The sequence below is a fragment of the Flaviramulus aquimarinus genome, from assembly GCF_039543205.1.
Classification (GTDB): Bacteria; Bacteroidota; Bacteroidia; order Flavobacteriales; family Flavobacteriaceae; genus Flaviramulus_B; species Flaviramulus_B aquimarinus.
The window spans coordinates 343,914-365,602 of record NZ_BAABJH010000002.1; the positions used below are offsets into that span (position 1 = coordinate 343,914).

General features: G+C 32.7%; 22 protein-coding genes. 16 read left to right on the forward strand and 6 right to left on the reverse strand.

Annotated features, from left to right (window positions below):
• Position 1: 1 nt before the first annotated feature.
• The gene (locus tag ABD941_RS09870; protein ID WP_345273966.1) at positions 2-769 is read right to left on the reverse strand and encodes a TatD family hydrolase; all 768 of its coding nucleotides are present in this window, start codon (positions 767-769) and stop codon (positions 2-4) included.
• 75 nt (positions 770-844) lie between these two features.
• Between ABD941_RS09870 and ABD941_RS09875 the strand changes: the two genes are divergently transcribed.
• Together ABD941_RS09875 and ABD941_RS09880 are read left to right on the forward strand one after the other, a co-directional pair.
• Positions 845-1,285 carry a retropepsin-like aspartic protease gene (locus tag ABD941_RS09875; protein WP_345273967.1) on the forward strand — a complete coding sequence of 147 codons (441 nt, stop codon included), beginning with the start codon at positions 845-847 and terminating at the stop codon, positions 1,283-1,285.
• Between the two features lie 33 nt (positions 1,286-1,318).
• Positions 1,319-1,948 carry a response regulator gene (locus ABD941_RS09880; protein ID WP_345273968.1) on the forward strand — a complete coding sequence of 210 codons (630 nt, stop codon included), beginning with the start codon at positions 1,319-1,321 and terminating at the stop codon, positions 1,946-1,948.
• Between the two features lie 488 nt (positions 1,949-2,436).
• On the opposite strand, the gene odhB is transcribed toward ABD941_RS09880, so the two are convergent.
• Both odhB and ABD941_RS09890 read right to left on the reverse strand, forming a co-directional pair.
• On the reverse strand, positions 2,437-3,648 hold the full coding sequence (gene odhB, locus ABD941_RS09885; protein ID WP_345273969.1) for a 2-oxoglutarate dehydrogenase complex dihydrolipoyllysine-residue succinyltransferase: 1,212 nt from the start codon (positions 3,646-3,648) through the stop codon (positions 2,437-2,439).
• A gap of 37 nt (positions 3,649-3,685) precedes the next feature.
• The gene (locus ABD941_RS09890; protein ID WP_345273970.1) at positions 3,686-6,424 is read right to left on the reverse strand and encodes a 2-oxoglutarate dehydrogenase E1 component; all 2,739 of its coding nucleotides are present in this window, start codon (positions 6,422-6,424) and stop codon (positions 3,686-3,688) included.
• A 157-nt stretch (positions 6,425-6,581) separates the two neighbouring features.
• On the opposite strand from ABD941_RS09890, the gene ABD941_RS09895 reads away from it, so the two are divergent.
• Positions 6,582-7,109 (forward strand): alpha-ketoglutarate decarboxylase, encoded by a 528-nt coding sequence (locus ABD941_RS09895; protein ID WP_345273971.1) that lies wholly within the window; start codon positions 6,582-6,584, stop codon positions 7,107-7,109.
• Between the two features lies 1 nt (position 7,110).
• Here ABD941_RS09895 and ABD941_RS09900 read toward each other — a convergent pair whose 3' ends face one another.
• Positions 7,111-7,542: an RrF2 family transcriptional regulator gene (locus ABD941_RS09900; protein ID WP_345273972.1), complete on the reverse strand. Its 432-nt coding sequence runs from the start codon at positions 7,540-7,542 to the stop codon at positions 7,111-7,113.
• A gap of 116 nt (positions 7,543-7,658) precedes the next feature.
• On the opposite strand from ABD941_RS09900, the gene ABD941_RS09905 reads away from it, so the two are divergent.
• The 11 genes from ABD941_RS09905 to ABD941_RS09955 all read left to right on the forward strand — a co-directional run bounded on the left by ABD941_RS09905 (position 7,659) and on the right by ABD941_RS09955 (position 18,186).
• A complete protein-coding gene (locus ABD941_RS09905) occupies positions 7,659-8,159 on the forward strand; it encodes a c-type cytochrome (protein WP_345273973.1) in 501 nt (166 codons plus the stop codon).
• Positions 8,160-8,165: 6 nt separating this feature from the next.
• Positions 8,166-8,732 carry a fasciclin domain-containing protein gene (locus tag ABD941_RS09910; protein WP_345273974.1) on the forward strand — a complete coding sequence of 189 codons (567 nt, stop codon included), beginning with the start codon at positions 8,166-8,168 and terminating at the stop codon, positions 8,730-8,732.
• 26 nt (positions 8,733-8,758) lie between these two features.
• Positions 8,759-10,726 (forward strand): Sec-dependent nitrous-oxide reductase, encoded by a 1,968-nt coding sequence (nosZ, locus tag ABD941_RS09915; protein WP_345274119.1) that lies wholly within the window; start codon positions 8,759-8,761, stop codon positions 10,724-10,726.
• A 118-nt stretch (positions 10,727-10,844) separates the two neighbouring features.
• Positions 10,845-11,435 (forward strand): hypothetical protein, encoded by a 591-nt coding sequence (locus ABD941_RS09920; RefSeq protein WP_345273975.1) that lies wholly within the window; start codon positions 10,845-10,847, stop codon positions 11,433-11,435.
• A gap of 29 nt (positions 11,436-11,464) precedes the next feature.
• The gene (locus tag ABD941_RS09925) at positions 11,465-11,902 is read left to right on the forward strand and encodes a nitrous oxide reductase accessory protein NosL (RefSeq protein WP_345273976.1); all 438 of its coding nucleotides are present in this window, start codon (positions 11,465-11,467) and stop codon (positions 11,900-11,902) included.
• Between the two features lie 4 nt (positions 11,903-11,906).
• Positions 11,907-13,142 (forward strand): nitrous oxide reductase family maturation protein NosD, encoded by a 1,236-nt coding sequence (locus ABD941_RS09930; RefSeq protein ID WP_345273977.1) that lies wholly within the window; start codon positions 11,907-11,909, stop codon positions 13,140-13,142.
• On the forward strand, positions 13,136-13,843 hold the full coding sequence (locus tag ABD941_RS09935) for an ABC transporter ATP-binding protein (protein ID WP_345273978.1): 708 nt from the start codon (positions 13,136-13,138) through the stop codon (positions 13,841-13,843). The genes ABD941_RS09930 and ABD941_RS09935 overlap by 7 nt, the downstream gene beginning before the upstream one ends.
• The gene (locus ABD941_RS09940; RefSeq protein ID WP_345273979.1) at positions 13,836-14,618 is read left to right on the forward strand and encodes an ABC transporter permease; all 783 of its coding nucleotides are present in this window, start codon (positions 13,836-13,838) and stop codon (positions 14,616-14,618) included. The genes ABD941_RS09935 and ABD941_RS09940 overlap by 8 nt, the downstream gene beginning before the upstream one ends.
• A gap of 61 nt (positions 14,619-14,679) precedes the next feature.
• Positions 14,680-15,078, forward strand: coding sequence for a hypothetical protein (locus ABD941_RS09945; protein WP_345273980.1), 399 nt, complete (start codon positions 14,680-14,682; stop codon positions 15,076-15,078).
• A gap of 106 nt (positions 15,079-15,184) precedes the next feature.
• Positions 15,185-16,033: a hypothetical protein gene (locus tag ABD941_RS09950; protein ID WP_345273981.1), complete on the forward strand. Its 849-nt coding sequence runs from the start codon at positions 15,185-15,187 to the stop codon at positions 16,031-16,033.
• A gap of 155 nt (positions 16,034-16,188) precedes the next feature.
• On the forward strand, positions 16,189-18,186 hold the full coding sequence (locus ABD941_RS09955; RefSeq protein ID WP_345273982.1) for a TonB-dependent receptor plug domain-containing protein: 1,998 nt from the start codon (positions 16,189-16,191) through the stop codon (positions 18,184-18,186).
• Between the two features lie 110 nt (positions 18,187-18,296).
• Here the strand turns inward: ABD941_RS09955 and ABD941_RS09960 are convergent, their stop codons facing one another.
• Positions 18,297-18,647 carry a hypothetical protein gene (locus ABD941_RS09960; RefSeq protein ID WP_345273983.1) on the reverse strand — a complete coding sequence of 117 codons (351 nt, stop codon included), beginning with the start codon at positions 18,645-18,647 and terminating at the stop codon, positions 18,297-18,299.
• Positions 18,647-19,621 carry a polyprenyl synthetase family protein gene (locus tag ABD941_RS09965; protein ID WP_345273984.1) on the reverse strand — a complete coding sequence of 325 codons (975 nt, stop codon included), beginning with the start codon at positions 19,619-19,621 and terminating at the stop codon, positions 18,647-18,649. The genes ABD941_RS09960 and ABD941_RS09965 overlap by 1 nt, the downstream gene beginning before the upstream one ends.
• 124 nt (positions 19,622-19,745) lie before the next feature.
• Between ABD941_RS09965 and ABD941_RS09970 the strand changes: the two genes are divergently transcribed.
• Positions 19,746-20,351 carry a TetR/AcrR family transcriptional regulator gene (locus ABD941_RS09970; protein ID WP_345273985.1) on the forward strand — a complete coding sequence of 202 codons (606 nt, stop codon included), beginning with the start codon at positions 19,746-19,748 and terminating at the stop codon, positions 20,349-20,351.
• A gap of 3 nt (positions 20,352-20,354) precedes the next feature.
• Entirely contained in the window at positions 20,355-21,677 is a 1,323-nt protein-coding gene (locus tag ABD941_RS09975; RefSeq protein WP_345273986.1) for a TolC family protein, read from the forward strand.
• The last annotated feature ends 12 nt before the right edge of the window (positions 21,678-21,689 follow it).

The window sequence follows — 21,689 nt, forward strand, 5'->3', positions numbered from 1 at the left end:
TTTAAATTTTAAAAATGTTTTTAGAATTTTGAGTTGTAATTTCTGCAATTTTATCTAAAGGCACATTATATATTTGTGATAGTTTTTCCAATACTTTTATGATATAAGCACTTTCGTTTCGTTTGCCTCTATATGGGACTGGCGACAAATATGGCGAATCCGTTTCTAACACAATATGTTTTAAATGTATTTGATTTAAAAACTGATCAATTTTTCCATTTTTAAAAGTTGCCACGCCACCTATTCCTAATTTCATATTATAGGATATAGCCTGCTGTGCTTGCTCTAAAGTTCCTGTAAAACAATGGAAAATACCAAATAAATCATCACTTTTTTCGTTTTCTAAAACTTCAAAAATGGCATCAAATGCCGCTCTGCAATGAATAACTATGGGTAATTTGTATTGTTTTGCTAGTTGTATTTGGTATTTGAATGCTTCTTTTTGAATCTCTAAAGTAGATGTATCCCAATATAAATCGATACCTATTTCGCCAACAGCATAAAAATTTCGCTTTGCGAGCTGCTCTTCAACATGGCTTAATTCGGCTTTATAGTTTTCTTTTACATGGGTTGGGTGTAAGCCCATCATTAAAAAAACATGTTTTGGGAAATCTTTTTCCAGTTGATACATAGACGCCGTGTATGTGGAATCTATAGCCGGTATAAAAAACCTTGAAACGCCTTGTCTTATAGCCCGATTAATCATTTCCGTTCTATCTGCGTCAAAAGCCTCACTATACAAGTGGGTGTGGGTGTCTGTGATAATCACCTGCTAAAGTTTTAAAGTGTTTATTCTGTAAAAATAATTGTTTTTACATGATTATATTTGTTTAAAATTAATTTGATGGAAACATTGCAAGAATTTCTTCTTAATAAAGGGTATACTAAAATAAAATTGCATCTTACTAAAACAAACCATTTTGAAATTAAAGTGCAGATAAATGGTGAAAAAGGGCGATTTATTCTAGATACTGGGGCATCTAGTTCTTGTGTTGATTTTGAATCTATTGACAGGTTTAAGTTAAAGGCTAAAGACTCTATGATAAAAGCTGCTGGAGCGGGCGCCACAGATATGAAAACTATGATGTCTAAAAAAAATAAAGTTAAAATTGGAAAGTGGTCCAATAACAAAGTCGCTTTAGTCTTATTTAACTTCACTCATGTTAATACTGCACTTATAAACCATAATTCCAAACCTGTTGATGGTATTATTGGTGCTGATATTTTAAAAAAAGGTAAAGGGGTTATAGATTATCAAAAGAAATATCTATATTTAAAATTATAAAAATTTATAGCAAATAACCTCCTCTTCATCTAAATGAACACATCTATTGTAATAGCCGACGATCATCCACTTATGCTACGTGGCTTAACCGATTTTTTAACCTCTAAGGGTTTTAATATTATTGGTAGTGCTGAAGATGGGAATACAGCTTATAATCTTATTGTAAAATTAAAACCAGATATTGCTATTCTTGATATAAGAATGCCTAATAAAACAGGATTAGAGATTGCCGAGGCTTGTAAAAAAAATGACTTATCAACAAAAATAATCCTTATTACTTTTGACAAAGAAGAAGACGTCTATGAGGAAGCCTTAAAATTTGGTGTTTATGGATATATTTTAAAGGAATTTGCTGTTGAAGAAATTGAAACATGTATCCAGCATACTTTAATTGGAAAGCCTTATTTTAGTCAAGAAATAGCATCTTTCCTTAATCATAACAACAGTAAAAAACCAAAAACTTTAGAATTACTAACAAAATCTGAATTAAAAATAGTTAAGCTTATTTCTGAAAATAAAACAAGTCAGGATATTGCAGATGTGCTCTCTATTTCAGTACGAACTGTTGATAAACACCGAAGCAATATAGTCTCTAAATTAAGTTTAGACAATAAACCGACATCCCTTGCAGTTTGGTCAAACTCAAATAAAGATTTTCTATAAAAATACGCAGTTCTACGTATTTTTTTTCAGTATAACAAACTCTACCTTTACGGTGCTATTAATTAGTTCTTAGGGAGAATTAAAGAAAACTCTAAATTGTAATGATTTAGAGTTTTTGCTTTTACAATCTTTAGCTTTATATAAAAATACGTAGAACTGCGTATTTTATTTTCCCTGCTTACGACCTATCTTTATAAGGCTATTAATTAATTCTTTTTGAGAGAGGAAAGGATTTGTATTAGATACTCTGCACTGTAATGGTGTAGGGTTTTTAATTCGAAAAAAGAAAAACATATTGAACCTAAATAATGGAAGAAAAGAATAATACTCTCATTACGTATTGTTTTATAGGATTAGTCCTTTTAGTTATTATAATTATTTCTATAAATGTACTCGTATGCTTTAGTTAGTTTAATTCCAACCAAAAAGAGGTGTTACAAAATATTTTGTAACACCTCTTTATATTGAACTCATTTAATCTATAAGAATTACAATTCTAAAGCTTTTATAACATCATTATTCATTAACAGCTCAATTGGATTTTCTAAAGCTTCTTTAACTGCTACTAAAAACCCAACGCTTTCTTTTCCATCTATAATCCTATGGTCATACGATAGAGCAACGTACATTATAGGGCGAATTTCTACTTTACCATCAATAGCCACTGGTCGTTCTACAATGTTATGCATTCCTAAAATTCCGCTTTGTGGTGGGTTAATTATTGGTGTTGATAACATACTACCAAAAACACCACCGTTAGATATTGTAAAAGTTCCACCTGTCATTTCATCAACTGTAATTTGTCCATCGCGAGCACGTATGGCTAATCGCTTTACCTCAGACTCTACTCCTCTAAAACTTAAGTTTTCTACATTTCGCATAACTGGGACCATAAGTCCTTTTGGGCCAGATACAGCAATACTAATATCACAAAAATCATAAGAAATCATGTCTTTACCATCTATCATAGAATTAACAGCTGGATATATTTTTAATGCTCTTACTACTGCCAAAGTAAAGAAACTCATAAACCCTAAACCTACTCCATGTTTCGTTTTAAAAGTTTCTTTATATTCCTTACGTAGGGTAAAAATGGGCGACATATCGACTTCATTAAAAGTCGTTAGCATTGCTGTTGTATTTTTTGCTTCTACTAAACGTTCGGCAACTTTACGGCGCAACATTGACATTTTACTCCTAGACGTTCCTCTGCTTCCTCCTGTTGGTGTTCCCATAGAAGGCACAGCTTTAACAGCATCTTCTTTAGTCACTCTTCCATCTTTTCCTGTTCCTGAAATAGCGCTTGCATCCATACCTTTTTCGGCTAAAATCTTTTTTGCAGCTGGACTTGCGCTACCTGTTGCATAGGTTGTAGTTTCTGCAACCTGTGTTTTTGGTACTTCAACTTTTGGCGCTTCTTCTTGCTTTTCAGCTTTCGGCGCATCGCCTCCTTCAGGTTTTGCAGCACTGGTATCGATTAAACAGACTACAGCGCCAACTTCTACGGCATCACCTTCTTCTGCTTTAAGCGTAATTGTTCCGCTTGCTTCTGCTGGAAGTTCTAAAGTCGCTTTATCACTATCTACCTCAGCTATAGCTTGGTCTTTTTCAACATAATCACCATCTTCAACTAACCATGTTGCTATCTCAACTTCTGTAATAGATTCGCCTGGAGAAGGCACTTTCATTTCTAAAATCATTCTTTATAATTTTAATTGTATATGAATTTTATTCTTTTTAATTCCCAAAAACCGCATCAATGACACGACGTTGTCTACGTTTATCTCTAGTACTCGAACCTGGAGCAGGCACTGAACTGTAAGACCTTGAACAAACTTCAAGCTTTACTAAATCCATGCGTTGTGCCATGTGGCTCCATGCACCCATATTTTTAGGCTCTTCTTGTGCCCATATATATTTTTCAACATTTGGATAGCGATTAATAACGGCTTGAATTTTATCTAAATGCAATGGGAATAGTTGCTCAATTCTTACCAGTGCAACATCTTCTCTTTCTAAAGATTCTCTTTCTGATAATAACTCGTAATAGAATTTACCTGTACAGAACACTAATTTTTTTGCGCTTTTTGAAGGTATGGTATCATCTATAACTTCCTGAAATTGACCAGTAGCTAATTCATTTATTGAGGATACTGCTTTTGGATGACGCAATAAGCTTTTTGGTGTGAAAACAATTAAAGGTTTTCTAAAATCACGTTTCATTTGACGACGCAATAAATGGAAAAAATTTGCAGGTGTTGTACAATCTGCAACAATCATATTGTCTTTTCCGCACAATTGTAAATAGCGTTCTATTCTTGCCGATGAATGTTCAGAACCTTGACCTTCATAACCATGAGGCAATAGAACTACAATGCCATTTTGAGCTTTCCACTTATCTTCGGCTGCCGATAAATACTGATCAAATATAATTTGTGCACCATTACTAAAATCTCCAAATTGAGCTTCCCAAATGGTCAGTGTATCTGGGTTTGCCATGGCATAACCATAGTCGAAACCTAGTACGCCGTATTCAGATAAAAAAGAATTATAAATTTCCATTTTACCTTTGTTTTCTGGGTTTGTATTTAATAAATTAATACGTTCCTCTGAAATTTCATCTCTTAAAATAGCATGACGGTGACTAAATGTTCCTCGTTCTACATCTTGTCCTGAGATGCGCACGTTAAAACCTTCTTCCATTAAACTTCCATAAGCCAATGTTTCGGCCATTCCCCAATCTAAGGTATCAGTTTCGAAAGCCATTTTTGCACGTCCAGCCAAAATGCGTTCTGCTTTACGTAAAAACTTAACGCCATCTGGAACTGTCGATACGACCTTAGAAATCCTTTCTAACTTATCTTTTGGATAATTTGTTTTTTCAGTTTCAAGCATTGAACTTATGCCTTGGCGTTCAAAATCCGACCAACGTTCTTGCATAAATTCTCTAACCTTAGAAGATTCTGCTTGTTTTGATTTTGTATACTCGCTTTCAAGGGTTTCTTTAAAATCGGATATGATTTTTTCTAAATATGCTTTATCGATGGTATTTTCAGCAATTAATTTATCGGCGTAAATTTTAAATGGATTAGGGTGCTTTGCTATATTTTTATAAAGCTTAGGCTGGGTAAATCGAGGTTCATCACCTTCATTATGCCCATATTTTCTATATCCTAATAAATCTATATATACATCTTTTTTATAACGCATTCTGTACTCCAATGCCATCTCTACAGCGTGTACCACAGCTTCGGCATCATCAGCATTTACATGTAACACTGGCGACAGTGTAACTTTTGCCACATCTGTACAATACGTACTGGAACGAGCATCTAAATAATTGGTTGTAAACCCAATTTGATTATTAACGACAATATGAACAGTCCCACCTGTTTTATAACCGTTTAATTGGCTCATCTGCGCGACTTCATACACGATACCTTGTCCTGCAATTGCAGCATCACCATGTATAATTATGGGTAATATTTTTGAATCATCACCACCGTAATCCGAATCAATTTTAGCACGTGTTATCCCTTCAGCTACTGGCGCAACAGTTTCTAAATGCGATGGATTAGGCACTAAGTTCATTTTGATATTCTTCCCGTTTTGGTAGGTTTTATCGAGTGTTAGTCCTAAGTGATACTTCACATCGCCATCTATATTTTCATCTTCAAAATCTTTACCATCAAACTCACTAAATAATTCATTTAAAGGCTTTCTAAATATATTAACAAGTGTACTTAAGCGCCCACGGTGTGCCATACCTAAAACACATTCTTTAATACCATGTTTTTCTACAGCATAAAAAAGCACATTACTTACTGCTGGAATTAAAGACTCACCGCCTTCTAACGAAAAACGTTTTTGCCCAACATACTTGGTCTGCAAAAAGTTTTCGAATGTTACGGCTTGGTTTAATTTTGAAAGAATATATTTTTTCTTTTCATCCGAATAATTAGGTTGATTATTATTCTGATTCAATTGGTCTTGCCACCATTTTATAACCTTTGGGTTACGCAAATACATATACTCTACACCAATAGAGCTACAGTAAATCTTCTCTAAGTGTATAATGATTTCGCGAAGGGTTTTAGCTCCAATGCCTAAAATATCGCCGGCATTAAAAACCGTATCTAAATCGTTTGCGTAGAGTCCGAAATTTTCGATTTCTAAAGTGGGTTGGTACGTACGTCGGTCACGAACTGGATTTGTTTTAGTAAACAAATGTCCGCGCATTCGGTAACCATCAATAAGTTTTACAACCTGAAACTCTTTTTGAACATGTTCTGGTATTTGTGCAGAAACACCTTCTATAATTTCTCCATCTAATCCGTAATTTTCGCTACCAAAATCATAGCCTTGGAAAAAGGCTCTCCAACTTGGCTCTACGGCATCAGGGTTTTGTGTATATTGCTCGTATAAATCAGCAAAATAGGCTGTGTGTGCTGCGTTTAAAAATGAAAATTTATCCATTGCTATTTTTAATCCCGTATAGGTTAGTCAAAATATTTTTCAAAAATACAACTTTTACTAAAATTAGATGTTTCTTTAACTATATTTATAGCTAAGAATATGCATTTAATGAATATGCTATAATTCCCTGTTAATTTTTTAAAGATTTCCTATTTTGATGAATCTATTTTTTATAATAAAGAAAAAATTTATTGTTTTAGTTGTATTGCTTTTTAGCTTTCAATATATAAATGCGCAAGACATAAAAAATGATTTTTGGAGCCATGTACGATATGGTGGCAATTTAGGCATTAGTCTTGGAGATGGTTTTTTTAGTGGAACCATTGCCCCTAGTGCCATTTATGAATTTGATAAAAACTTTGCGCTTGGCATAAGCTTTAATGCTACTTTTAATAACCAGAAAAATGTTTATAAATCAACTATTCTAGGAGGAAGCTTAATTGGTTTTTATAATGTTATTAAGGAATTTCAACTTTCGGCAGAATTTGAAGAACTTCATGTTAACAGGAGATATAATGTTAACTTAATGATATCTGATGACACCTATTGGTCGCCAGCTTTATTTTTTGGTGCTGGTTATAGAAATGGTAATGTTACTTTTGGTATGCGATATGATGTATTATATGATAGGGATAAAAGCATTTACTTTGACCCTTGGATGCCCTTTGTTCGGTTTTATTTCTAACTTATAGTGGCAAATACGAATGGCCTTGTTTTACATCTAAAGCCAACTCTTTAACTGTTTTCGTTTTTAAAATTTCTAAGATTTTCTTTCTTGATGGGCTTAATATGTTATGCAACGGACAAGGCTTATCGTTATCACATTTTTCTAAACTTAGCATACATGTGGTAAGTCTTTTTTCACCATCAATACTATTTAAAATACTAAAAACCGTTACGTTTTTATTACGCTCACTTAAATAGAAACCTCCTTTTGGCCCTCTTGTAGAGGATATAATACCTTCCTTAACTAATTCCTGTAATAATTTTGCAATATAAGCTTGCGGAACATTTATAGGTTTGGCAATATCCTTTACCATGATTTTACGGTCTTCACTAGAATTTAAGGCTAAAAACAATACGCCCTTTATAGCATATTTAGATGAATTTGAAAGCATAATCAGAATTAAAAATATCAAACAAATATATAAAAGACATCCTTATCTTAAATATGATTTTTATCATATTATTTAACAAGTGAACCTTATAATTTTGCCACATAAAATCGACATGTATGAAGACAACACTAAAAGTAATGACCATTTTATTTGCTGCCATATTAATAAGCTGTGGTGATAAAGAAGAAAAAAACAAAGCGGGTTTTTCTTATGAAAAGAAAACAGAAACAAAGCAAACCATTAAAAAAACAGAAACTGTTCCTGCTTCAAAAAAAACAGACCTCAATAATAAAGGTGTTGGACCAATAACGTCCATGACCTTAGATACTGAAATAAATCAAACCATGGCAACCCATGGTGCCGATGTTTTTAAAAAATTATGTACGGCTTGCCATAGAGCGGACAAAAAATTTATAGGTCCTTCTCCTATTGGTATACTTGACCGTCGTAGCCCGGAATGGATTATGAATATGATTCTAAATCCAGATGAAATGGTACAAAAAGACCCCTTAGCAAAAGCCTTGCTAATTGAATTTAATGGCTCGCCTATGGCTAATCAGAATTTATCTGAAGAAGATGCTAGAGCTGTGTTAGAATATTTTAGAACTTTAAAATAATAACCAATGAAAACAATTAAACAACTATTTTTTCTTTTTTCACTTGTAGCACTGGTTTGCTCTTGTAAAAATGAAAACAAGAATACCTCAACAACGAGTCTTCCTGAAACTAAAACAGTCGAAAAAACCGGACAAGCCTTTATAACTGATGACGAAGGGACTCCCAATTGTTTACAAATAGCTATTGGCTCTCCTGACCACAAAACACTTGTAGCTGCCGTACAAGCAGCAGGGGTTGAAAATGCCTTGGTTAACGTTGGACCACTCACAGTTTTTGCTCCTACCGATGCTGCTTTTGCAGCTTTACCAGAAGGTACTGTAGAAAATTTAGTGAAACCAGAAAACAAAGCAACATTGGCAAACATATTAAAGTACCATGTTACTCCAGGAAACTTAAGTACTTCTATTTTAACTAAGCTTCCAAAATTAGGACAAGCAAACAACCAATATGTTCAAGTTGAGGTTGTTGATGGCAAACCTGTTATTGGAGGAGCTAACATTATAGCAACTGTTAAAGCTGGTAATGGTATTGTTCATGTTATTGACAAAGTATTATTACCTCCAACCGAATAGAAAACACAAACTAAAATTTAAAAATGATGAAAAAAATATTGAAATCAACCGTTGCACTATTAAGTGTTCTAGTAGCATTTACAAGTTGTAACAATTCGGGTAAATCTGATAAATCTGGTGCACTTGCTGGCAATGTTGCCGAAAAAGTATATGTAGCCCCTGGTGAGCATGATGAATTTTACGCCTTTATTTCTGGTGGGTTTAGCGGACAGTTATCTGTTTATGGATTACCTTCTGGACGTTTATTTAAAGTAATTCCTGTATTCTCTCAAGATGCTGAGAAAGCATACGGTTATAACGAAGAAACAAAACCCATGTTAAACACCTCTCATGGTTTTGTGCCTTGGGACGATGCACACCATCCCGATATTTCACAAACCAATGGTGTTATTGATGGACGTTGGGTATTCATAAACGGTAACAACACCCCGCGTATTGCAAAAATTGATTTATCGACTTTTGAAACTACTGAGATTATTGAAGTTCCTAATAGTGCAGGGAATCACAGTTCTTCATTTGTAACTGAAAACTCAGAGTATGTTGTAGCAGGAACACGTTTTTCTATTCCAATTCCTCAAAAGGATATGCCTATAAAAGACTATAAAGGGAACTTTAAAGGGTCTTTAACTTTTATTTCTGTTAAGCCAGAACATGGTCATATGGATATCAAGTTTCAATTAATCATGCCTGGTTTTGACTATGATTTGGCGCATCCAGGTCGTGGTGCTTCTCATGGTTGGTTCTTCTTTTCAACTTATAATTCAGAAGAAGCTAGCACGCTTATGGAAGTCAACGCATCACAAAATGATAAAGATTTTATTGCAGCTGTAAACTGGAAAAAAATTGAAGAGTACGTAAATAATGGAGGCGGCACTATAATGCCTGCAAACTACGCACATAATGTGTATGACGAAAGCACGCATATGGCAACTTCAACTATGAAAAAAGAAGTGCTAACTGTAAATCCTTTAGATGTTCCTGGAGCTGTATACTTCTTACCAACACCTAAATCGCCTCACGGCTGCGATGTAGACCCTTCTGGTGAATACATTGTTGGTAACGGAAAACTATCTGCTAACTTAACGGTGCACTCATTTACAAAAATGCTAGACGCCATTGAAAACAAAAAATTTGCTGGTGATGCTTATGGAATCCCTATTTTAAATTTTGAAGATGTATTAGCTGGGGTTGTTGAACAACCTGGATTAGGCCCTTTACATACTGAGTTTGATGGAAAAGGGAATGCTTATACAACCTTCTTTATTTCTTCTGAAGTAGTAAAATGGAAATTAGGCACCTGGGAAGTGGTAGACAGACAACCTTGCTATTACTCAGTAGGTCACTTAATGATTCCTGGCGGAAACTCACAAAAACCTTGGGGTAAATATGTTGTGGCTATGAATAAAATTACCAAAGACCGTTATTTACCAACAGGTCCAGAGGTTACACAATCTGCTCAACTCTATGATATTTCAGGCGACAAAATGGAATTACTTTTAGACTTCCCTACGATTGGCGAACCTCACTATGCAGCTGGTTGTCCAGCAGATTTAATTAAACCGCGTTCTAAAAAACTGTTTAAGTTAGAAGACAATAAGCATCCGTATGCCGCTTTAAGTGAAGCAGATACTAAAGTGATCAGAGATGGAAAAACAGTTCATGTATATATGACAACCATTAGAAGTCACTTTGCCCCCGATAATATTGAAGGCATTAAAGTAGGCGATAAAGTGTATTTCCATGTTACAAACTTAGAACAAGATTATGATGTGCCACATGGTGTAAGTATGATTGGAGCAAACACTTCTGAATTATTAATCATGCCAGGGCAAACAGAAACATTTTTATGGGAACCTAAACAAGTTGGTGTATGGCCATTTTATTGTACAGATTTCTGTTCCGCACTACATCAAGAAATGCAAGGCTATGTTCGCGTATCGCATGCAAAATCTAATACACCCCTAAAATGGTCACTTGGAGAAGATATTGAATAATTTTAATGCTTAGGAGAATTTTGTTTTAGTGTTCATTTTCCTAAAAAAGGCGAGGGTTAATCATTTCGCTCTCGCCTTTCCTTTCTAAAACACTATACTAATTGATAAATTTTTGTAGATGAAAAGGTCGAATATCATCATGTTTTTTGCGGCTATACTGCCTTTAGGGTTGTTTTTATTTCCGCTTTGGAAAATCACATTAGAAGCACCTCAATACCCTATACCATTAGGCATGTACATCCATATAAATGATTTTTCTGATGTGCACCCGCATGATATTAAAAACATTAATTTAATGAATCATTATGTGGGCATGAAGTATATTCCTGAAGCCATTCCAGAATTTAGAATTTTTCCTTTAGGAATTATCATTACAACCCTTATTGGTTTAATTATAGCTTTTAAAGGAAACTACAAATGGTTCCTGTTTTGGTTTATTTTAATGGCTGTTTTAAGTGCTGCCGGACTCTATGATTTTTATCTTTGGGAACATAATTATGGCCATGATTTAGACCCTAAAGCCATTATGAAATTTACAAACCCAGATGGGTCAGTAATGGGTTTTCAGCCACCTTTATTTGGAAGTAAGGATATTTTAAATTTCAGAGCGCACTCTTATCCTAGATTTGGAGCACTCTTTTTAGGCTTAGGTATAGCTTGCTCATTAATTGCCTTTTTAATTGGAAGGAAAAACAAAAGCACGTCTTGATTATGTAGTTCATTTAAAACACTAAAAACATGCAAACACTAAAACACTATGCAATAATCGTATTAACGCTAATACTCCTTAGTTGTAATGCATCACCCAAGCCTATAGACTACGGAAATGATGGCTGTTATTTTTGTAAGATGACCATTGTAGACAAAGTCCACGCCGCCGAAATTGTAACTAAAAAAGGAAAAGTCTATAAGTTTGACGCAACGGAATGTATGATTAATTTCTTAAAAGAATTTGAATCCTCAGAAATAAAACTCTATTTATCAAACAATTATACAGAACCCGAAGCTTTAATCGATGCCACCACCGCCACATTTTTAATTAGCGAAAATATTCCAAGCCCAATGGGTGCTTTTTTATCCGCTTTTAAAAACGATGTTGATGCCAAAAAAACACAAGCAGATAAAGGCGGGCATGTATATACTTGGACAGAATTACTAGCACATTTTAAGGACTAGTGTCATGAAAACTTTAATCGCTTTTTTATCAGCCATTTTAATGGTCAATATAACTATGGCCCAAACCATTGAGGTTTGTAGCACTTGTACAATTTCTACATTGAAAGATGCTATTGCCAAAGCCAAATATTTTGATACCATAGTTGTAAAAAAAGGCACTTATAAAGCACATAACATTATAATTGATAAACCCCTATCTATTATTGGTGTAAACTACCCCGTTATTGATGGCGAATTAAAAGGCGAAATCATAACCATTATTTCAGATAATGTAACTGTTGATGGTTTATTTATTATTAATGTAGGTACAAGTTACACCGAAGATTATGCGGCCATTCGGGTTAGAAAAAGCAAAAATTTTGTCATTCAAAATCTAGTACTAGAAAAACTCTTTTTTGGTATTTATATTGAAAAATCAAGCCACGGAAAAATATACCATAATAAAGTTATTGGTGATGCTACAGAAGAATACAACTCAGGAAATGGTATTCAATTATGGTACAGTAACCATATAGAAATAGAACACAATTACGTTGAACATGTTAGAGATGGTATTTATTTAGAATTTTCTGATGACTGTTTAATCAAAAACAATGTCAGTGCAGAAAACTTACGTTATGGCTTACATTTTATGTTTTCTAATGATGATATTTATGAAGATAACACCTTTGAAAATAATGGTGCTGGTGTGGCTGTTATGTTTTCTAAAAAAATAAAAATGCACAATAATATTTTTAGAGAAAATTGGGGTACAGCTTCCTACGGCATGCTTTTAAAAGAAATAAACGATGCCGAAATTATTGGTAATACTTTTGATGAAAATACCATAGGCATTAGTATAGAAGGCTCTAACCGGATTGTTTATAAAAACAACAATTTTACCAATAATGGTTGGGCGGTTAAGGTTCGTGGTGCTTGTTATGCCAATAGTTTTTTAGAAAATAATTTCTTGTACAATTCCTTTGACATTTCATATAACAGCAAAGTGAACGATAATGTTTTTAACAGAAATTATTGGAGCAATTATACAGGTTACGATTTGAATAAAGATGGTGTTGGCGATGTTCCGTACAGACCTGTAAAACTATTTTCATACATCGTAAATCGTACACCAGAAACCATCATTTTATTACGTAGTTTATTTATAGACCTTATTGATTTTTCAGAAAAAGTATCACCTGTTTTTACTCCCGATAATTTATTAGATAATAATCCATTAATAAAAAGGATAATATGGTAAGCATTCAAAATCTACATAAAAAATTTAATAAAAATATGGTTTTAAGGGGTGTTGACCTTGAAATAAATAGAGGTGGCATATTTGCTGTACTTGGTCCTAATGGCTCAGGAAAAACAACATTAATTAAGTCAATTTTAGGAATGGTCATCCCTAATACAGGCAACATTACTGTTCATGGAAAGCCTATTAAAAGTCATTCTGATTACCGACATAAAATTGATTATTTACCTCAAATAGCCAACTTTCCCAGTAATCTTAAAGTCAAAGAACTTATTAAAATGATTAAGGATTTACGAGGCAACACTAATAACGATAAACACTTAATTCATTTATTTAAACTAGAACCTTTTTTAGACAAAAAGCTAGGAAACCTTTCAGGCGGAACAAAACAAAAAGTAAACATTGTTTTAACCTTTATGTTTGATAGCCCACTCATTATTTTAGACGAACCTACAACGGGATTAGACCCCATTTCATTGATTCGCTTAAAAGATTTAATTCAACAAGAAAAAGCAAAAGAAAAAACCATATTGATAACATCTCATATTATGAGTTTTGTTGAAGAAGTATCAGACGAAATTGTGTTTTTGCTAGAAGGCCAAATTTATTTTAAAGGCACAATTTCAGAATTAAAAACCAAGACCAATCAGCCAGATTTCGAACATGCCATTGCGTCTATATTAACCAATAATCATGCTTAAGATCTTAAAATATAGTTTTTATGATTTAATGCGTAGCCGATGGAGTTATGTATACTTCGGCTTCTATTTATTACTTGGTATTGTATTGTTGTTTTTAAACAACGACCTTTCAAAAGCTGTCATAACTTTAATGAATGTTATTATTGTATTAGTCCCTTTAATTGGCACCATTTTTGGCGTTATGTACTACTATAATTCTAAAGAATTTACAGAGTTATTGTTGGCTCAACCATTAAAACGCTCATCTATTTTTTTAGGACAATATTTAGGTGTTGCATTATCCCTATCTATGAGTTTAATTTTAGGATTAGGCATCCCGTTTATATTTTATGGTATATTTAAATCTACAGCCATTTGGGATTTTTCCCTACTCCTAATTACGGGTACTTTCCTGACCTTAATATTTACCGCATTAGCGTTTAACATTGCGCTATCAAACGAAAATAAAATCAAAGGTTTTGGGTATGCTATTTTACTATGGCTATTCCTTGCTATTATTTACGATGGTATTTTTTTAATGATCCTAATCTTATTTGAAGATTACCCATTAGATAAACTATCATTATTAGGAACCATGCTAAACCCCATAGATTTATCACGAACCCTTATTCTTTTGAAGTTAGATATTTCAGCCCTTTTAGGCTATACTGGAGCTGTATTCAAACAATTTTTTGGTACTAATTTTGGACTTATTACATCTTTCTTAGCATTAATCGTTTGGGTGATTTTACCCGTACTAAGAATAATTTTTAAATCAAAAAAGAAAGATTTTTAAATCGAACAAAATAGTGATAATAGTCATATTTTGTTCCACGGACTCTTTATAAATTTGTGCCATGCTTAAAGCAACAACTCGTATAATAACAGCTTTTGTTTTAGTGTTTATATTATTTGCACATAATATAAATACACTTGTTATTATTGGAGATTTTATTGTTAATCAAGACATTATCGCCAAAACCTTGTGTATTCAAAAAGAAGCGCAAAAAGGTTGTAATGGTAAATGCCAGTTACGTAAAGAGCTCACTAAAAACACTCAAGACACCAACAACAAAGACAACCCTTTACAAGAAGGTAAGCGCTTGGCTTTAGACCTGTTTTGTTTATCAACGATATGCAAAATTGAAAATACATTTGTTTCTTCAAGTTTATTGAAATTAAACACAAGTTTTAAAACTCCAAAAATCAATAAAATGTATCTAGATATAGATACGCCTCCACCGAATTTCAGTTAGTTTTTCGATTTATAAAATCACCTAGATTTTAATTCCTTGTCTTGCTTATTCTATTAAGTGAACAGGACGTTTTCACACGTATTTCAAACATTAAAAACTAACAAAAATGAAGTTTAAATATTTATTCGCCACTCTATGCTTTGCATTATTTACAGTATCATGTTCAACAGATGACAATAATGATACCCCAATAACAAATGACGTTGAAGGCCTTTTAAAAGTACAAGACATTGTTAATTCAACACATACTATAGAGTTATTCAACACCATTGGAAATTTTAAAACAGGTTATAATAATGTAATTATTAGAATAAAAGATAACACAACCAATAATTATATAAAAAATGCAACATTATCTTGGATACCAATGATGCAAATGCCATCAATGCAACACTCATGCCCTAAATCTGAAATAACAAAAACGGAAGGTAAAGAAACTATTTATGAGGGCTTTGTTATATATCAAATGACAAATTTAGATGGTTATGGTTGGTCATTAACGGTTAACTATGCTATTGATGGATCAGATTATACAGCATCTGACGATGTCGTTGTTTTACAGTCTGAAAAACATAATACAATTAGTTTTAAAGGAAGTGATGACAACCAGTATATTATTGCTTTGATTGCCCCTAACGACCCAAAAATTGCAATAAACAATTTAAAGTTAGGCCTTTTTAAAATGGAAAATATGATGACTTTTCCTGTTGTTGAAGATTATACAATTGCACTAGATCCAAGAATGCCAAGCATGGGCAATCATAGTTCGCCAAACAACACCGATTTAAGTTATAATAATGAAGACCAGATGTATTATGGTGATTTATCATTAACCATGACAGGCTATTGGGTGCTTAATTTAAAATTAATAAACACTTTAAATGAGGTTATAAAAGGTGAAGATGTTACCGAAACTTACGAAAAAAGCTCATTGTATTTAGAACTTGAATTCTAAATAACTTCTTAAAAAAGCAGACGTATTACAAAGTCTAATACATCTGTTAAAAATCAAGAAAATGAAATACCCGTAACTAATTTTTTAAACCTATAGCGAAATAATTACTAATAGGTGTTACAGATGACCTTTGAAAAACAATCAAATATAAACAGATGAAAACGTTCATAATATATAGTATTAGTTTCCTTTTTAGCGGATTTATATTGGCTCAAGAAAACCTTGTTATTAAAAGAGATACCACTGAATTAGAAGAAGTTATTATTATAAGAAAACGAAAACTAAGTAACTACCGGCAAGAAAAAACATTATCTAGTATAGATGATTATTTAGAAAAATCCAATAAGGTTACGATGATAAAACGTGGCAATTATGCTTGGGAACCTTCTATAAACAATATGAATAGCGACCGATTAAATGTTACTATTGATGGTATGCAAATTTTTGGCGCATGCACAGATAAAATGGACCCGATTACATCGTATGTAGATGTCTCTAATTTAGATAAAGTAAGTATTGGCTCTGGGCAAACAGGTACAGAAAACGGGCATTGTGTTGGCGGCGGTATAGATTTAAAGCTGCCTACGAGCAAATACAATGAATCTGGTTTAAAAACAAGTTTGGATTTAGGCTACGAAACCAATGGTAATTACAGGACAGGAGGTTTAGATATAGAATATTCTAGCAATAGATTTTATATAAATACCGATGGTATTTTTAGAAAATCGAATAATTATAATGCGGGTAACAATCAAGAAATTATATATTCTCAGTTTCAAAAATATAATATTTCATTGCAAACAGGATTTAAACTAAATAAAAATCAATCTATTCATGCAAATATTATTTACGATAAAGCCACAAATGTTGGCTATCCTGCATTACCAATGGATGTTTCGTTAGCCGAAGCTTTAATTACATCAGTTAGCCATAATTACAATAACGATTCAACATTTATAAAAACCTTAAAAACTAAACTTTATTTTAATACCATTACGCATATCATGGATGATTCAAAACGTCCAGATGTACCCATTCGTATGGACATGCCTGGATGGAGTGATACTTATGGGTTTTACAGTAAAGCCACAACACGTATTAACAAACATAAGTTCGCTTTAAACCTTAATGGGTTTTATAACCGCTCGTTAGCAGAAATGACCATGTACCCAAACGATTCTAACCAGCCTGACATGTTCATGTACACATGGCCAGATATTAGAACGCTTTACACTGGGGTTTTTGCCAAAGCTGTTTTTTCTTTAAGTGATACAGAAACGCTTTCAACATCAGTTCGTTTTGGGTATCATAACAATACTATTGCAAAGCTAGTGGGTTTAGAAAGTCTTCAAATTTTCTATCCTGAAATTACTGATTCTAAAAGTAGATTTTTAACCAGCATAGCTTCAGACTATACCTTTAAAAAGAAAACTTACGATGTTAGTTTTGGCTTGGGATATGGAGAAAGAGCACCATCGGTTAGCGAAGGTTATGGGTTTTTCCTTTTCAATAGTTTTGATAATTATGATTACATAGGAAACCCAACATTAAAAAACGAAAAAGTTATTGAAGCCAATATAAAAACCAATTTTCATACGGATACCTTTCATATAGGAATGGAAGCTTCATATTTCCATATTATGGATTATATTATTGGAGATATTGATGCCTCCCTAAGTCCAATGACTATTGGTGCTAATGGTGTTAGAATTTATAAAGCCATATCCAATGCTACTATTTTTGATGTTTATTTGAATTCATCCTATAAATTTTCAAAATCACTTTCCATTAACGGCACCCTTGGATATAATTATGGAAAAGGCAGTAATGATGAAAATTTACCTTTAATAAAACCGATATCTTATTTAGCAGAAGTTAATTATAATGCCAAAAACTTTAATGCTGCTATTCAATTTGAAGGCAACGGAAATCAAAGTCATTACAGTAGTTTTTATGGAGAAGACGAAACACCAGCCTATGGTATTTTAAACTTTAATTTAGGACATATCCTTTATTTAAAAAGTAATCGATTAATCTTTAAATATGGTATTGATAATATTTTAGACGCTAATTATTCAACCTATGCAGACTGGAATAACATCTCACGTCAAGGGCGTAATTTTTATGCAAACGCCTCTTTTGTAATCTTCTAAATGGATACATTTCATGCTCTAACCAAAGCCTAACAAATGTCATTTTTACACCCAAAAGCGATTCAATTAGAAAACGCTTTTAACTAATAAAGCCTTTAGAGGTGTGGTTATTAAGAATATTTATTTCTAAACCACACTTTTTGCCATTCGCGCTTTAAAATTAAAAACGAAACCTCTTCTGATAGTTTCAAGGTATCATTGCCATCTAAAGCTCTAACCTGATTTTCTGAAACATCAATAATATAAAGTAAGTTAAGATAGTCGGTAAACTTTTCTTGAATCAATTTATAAACCGTTTCATGGAGTATCAATTTCAAACTTGATGGTAAAATGTCTTCATGAAAATCTAAATCGATATTAGCCAATAAAAAATCTTTATTAAGCTGAAGGATGAGCTTTCTGTATAAATTTAATTGATTGGCTTGCTCAATTAATGCATCAAAAGTAGTAGGTAACTGCATTAAACCGTTCTGTTCATTAAGTTATTTCCAAAGGTTTTTAATATGTCTTTTTTATCTTCTGAAATATGTAAAGATTCTAAGACCCTAAATGCCTTATTGGTATAATTTTCTATGGCTTCTTTTGTCGCTTGGGCAGAACCAGACGAAACAAAAAACTGTTTGGCCACTTCAATTTTCGTAACAACATCTTCTGGGTTTGAGGCAAATAATTCGCTCAATTCCACCTTATCCGTTTCATTTGAAAACTCCAAAGCTTTTAAATACAGATAGGTTTTTTTATTTTCAATAATATCGCCTCCTACTTGTTTTCCAAACGTTTTTGGGTCTCCAAAAGCATCTAAATAATCATCTTGTAATTGAAATGCGATCCCTAAATTTTTACCAAATTCATAAATACTATGTTGGTCTTTATCAGAAGCATTAGCTACAATAGCACCCATTTTCATGGCAGCCCCAACCAAAACCGCTGTTTTGTATTCAATCATTTTTAAATACTCTGGAATCGTAACATCATTTCTGGTTTCAAAATCCACATCGTACTGTTGCCCTTCACAAACTTCTAAAGCTGTTTTGCTAAACAATTTGGCTAAAGCTTGAAATGTGGCTGCATCATAATACTCAAAGAGTTGATAGGCCATAATTAACATCGCATCACCAGAAAGAATCCCCGTATTAATATCCCATTTTTCATGAACTGTGGTTTGCCCTCGTCGTAAAGGTGCATCATCCATAATATCGTCATGTACCAATGAAAAGTTATGAAACACCTCAATACTTAATGCTGCATTTAATGCGCTTTGGTAATGGCCATTAAAAATATCGGCTGCCATTAATGTTAAAACTGGCCGCAATCTCTTTCCACCTAAACTCAATATATAATCAATGGGTTCGTAAAGGCCTCTTGGCTCATTAAGTATAGCATATTCTTCTAAATATGTTATAAACGCGTCTTGGTATTTTTCTATAGAAAGCATCAAACAAAAATAAAGTAATTCATCATATTAAAAAGAATCAAAGTAAATTAAGTGTTAAAAAAATGTAAAACTTTGGAAACTTTTTTTGTTTTTATAGTTTCCAAAAGTATATTTGCCCCCGAATATGAGAGAAAACATTATACATAAAGCAGCAGAATTATTCTTAACACTTGGTTTTAAAAGTGTTACTATGGATGATATTGCTCAGGAAATGGGAATTTCCAAAAAAACGATTTATGTGCATTTTTCAAATAAAACGAAACTTGTAGAAGCGGTTACGTTTGAACTTTTCGAAACCATTTGCGACGGCATTGATGGGATATGCAATGCATCAAACAATCCTATTGAGGAATTATATGATATTAAAATGTTTGTTATGCAGCATCTTAAAAGTGAAAAATCATCGCCTCAATTTCAGCTTAAAAAATATTACCCTAAGATATATGATATTTTAAAACTTAAACAGTTTGATAAAATGCATGTATCCGTAAAAGAAAGTCTTCAAAAAGGTGTGGATACTGGATTGTTTAGGACTAATATTAATGTGGATTTTATTTCGAGAATGTATTTTAATGGTATGACCGGTATAAAGGACGACTCTATTTTTCCAAAAAAAATATACACTATGGATTACCTTATGGAAAGCTATCTAGAATATCACTTAAGAGCCATTGTTACTGATAAAGGCTTACAAATATTAAATAAATTTATAATATCAAATCAATCATAAAAAATGAAAAACAAACTAATTTTAGTTTTTAGTTTACTGTGCTTTGTAACTATGTTTTCTCAAGAAAGCAAACAAAATTTCACATTACAAGAAGCTATAGATTATGCTTTAGAACATAACAGAACTTCAAAAAATGCATCTCGCGATATTGAAGCTGCCAAAAAACAAAAATGGGAAACCATTGCTACAGGGTTACCACAAATTGATGGTACTATAAGCTATGTGAATAATGTAGAACGTCAATTTCCAGCCATAGATTTTGATGGTGATGGCGCAATTGATATTAGTGCAAAACAAAACATTACACCTACCGTAACATTAAACCAACTTCTTTTTGACGGATCTTATTTGGTAGGATTGCAATCTGCCAAGGTTTTTCTGGAAATCTCGAAAAACGCTAAAGAAAAAACCGATTTAGAAACTCGAAAAGCAACTATTAATGCTTATGGCAATGTATTGTTAGCAGAAGAAAGTATTAAGATTTTACAACGAAACATTACTGTACTTGAAAAAAACCTTAACGAAATTACCAAGATTTACGAAAATGGTTTAGAAGAAGAAGAAAGTGTAGAACAACTTCAAATTACATTGTCTGGCTTAAAAAGTAATCTGAGCAATACAACACGTTTAAAGGACTTATCCTATCAAATGTTAAATATTATCTTGGGTTTAGACATTAACAATCCTACTATTTTAACCGATACGCTTAAAACATTAGCTGTTGAAAACATGAAATTAAACTTGTTAGATACGGATAACAATGTAGAAAATACCATAGATTATAAAATTGCAAACAATAATAAAGTATCTAAAGAATTATTGGTAAAGCTCGAACAAAGTAGAGCCTTACCTACTTTAAATGGTTTTTTAACGGCTTCTTATATAGGAAACAACAGTAAATTTAGGTTTTTAGACAATAGTCAATTTTGGGCAGGAACGGCTGCTTTTGGTCTAAATTTAGATATTCCCATATTTGGTTCTGGTTTAAAAAGTGCCCGGACGCAACGTGCAAAGATTGATCTACAAAAGGCGGAAGATGATTTGACCGAAACCGAACAAAAACTAAAATTGCAAATAGCCTCAGCTAAAAGTGATTTTAAATTTGCTATTGAAGACTATGAGAACAAACAGCAAAACTTAAATCTTGCTGAACGTATCGAGCAAAAAAACCAAACCAAATTTTTTGAAGGTATTGCTTCCAGCTTTGAATTAAGACAAGCACAAACACAATTATATAGCTCACAACAAGAATTTCTTCAAGCCATGCTAGATGTTATCAATAAAAAAGCAGATTTAGAAACCGTATTAAACACTATTAACAACTAAAATCAATCAAAA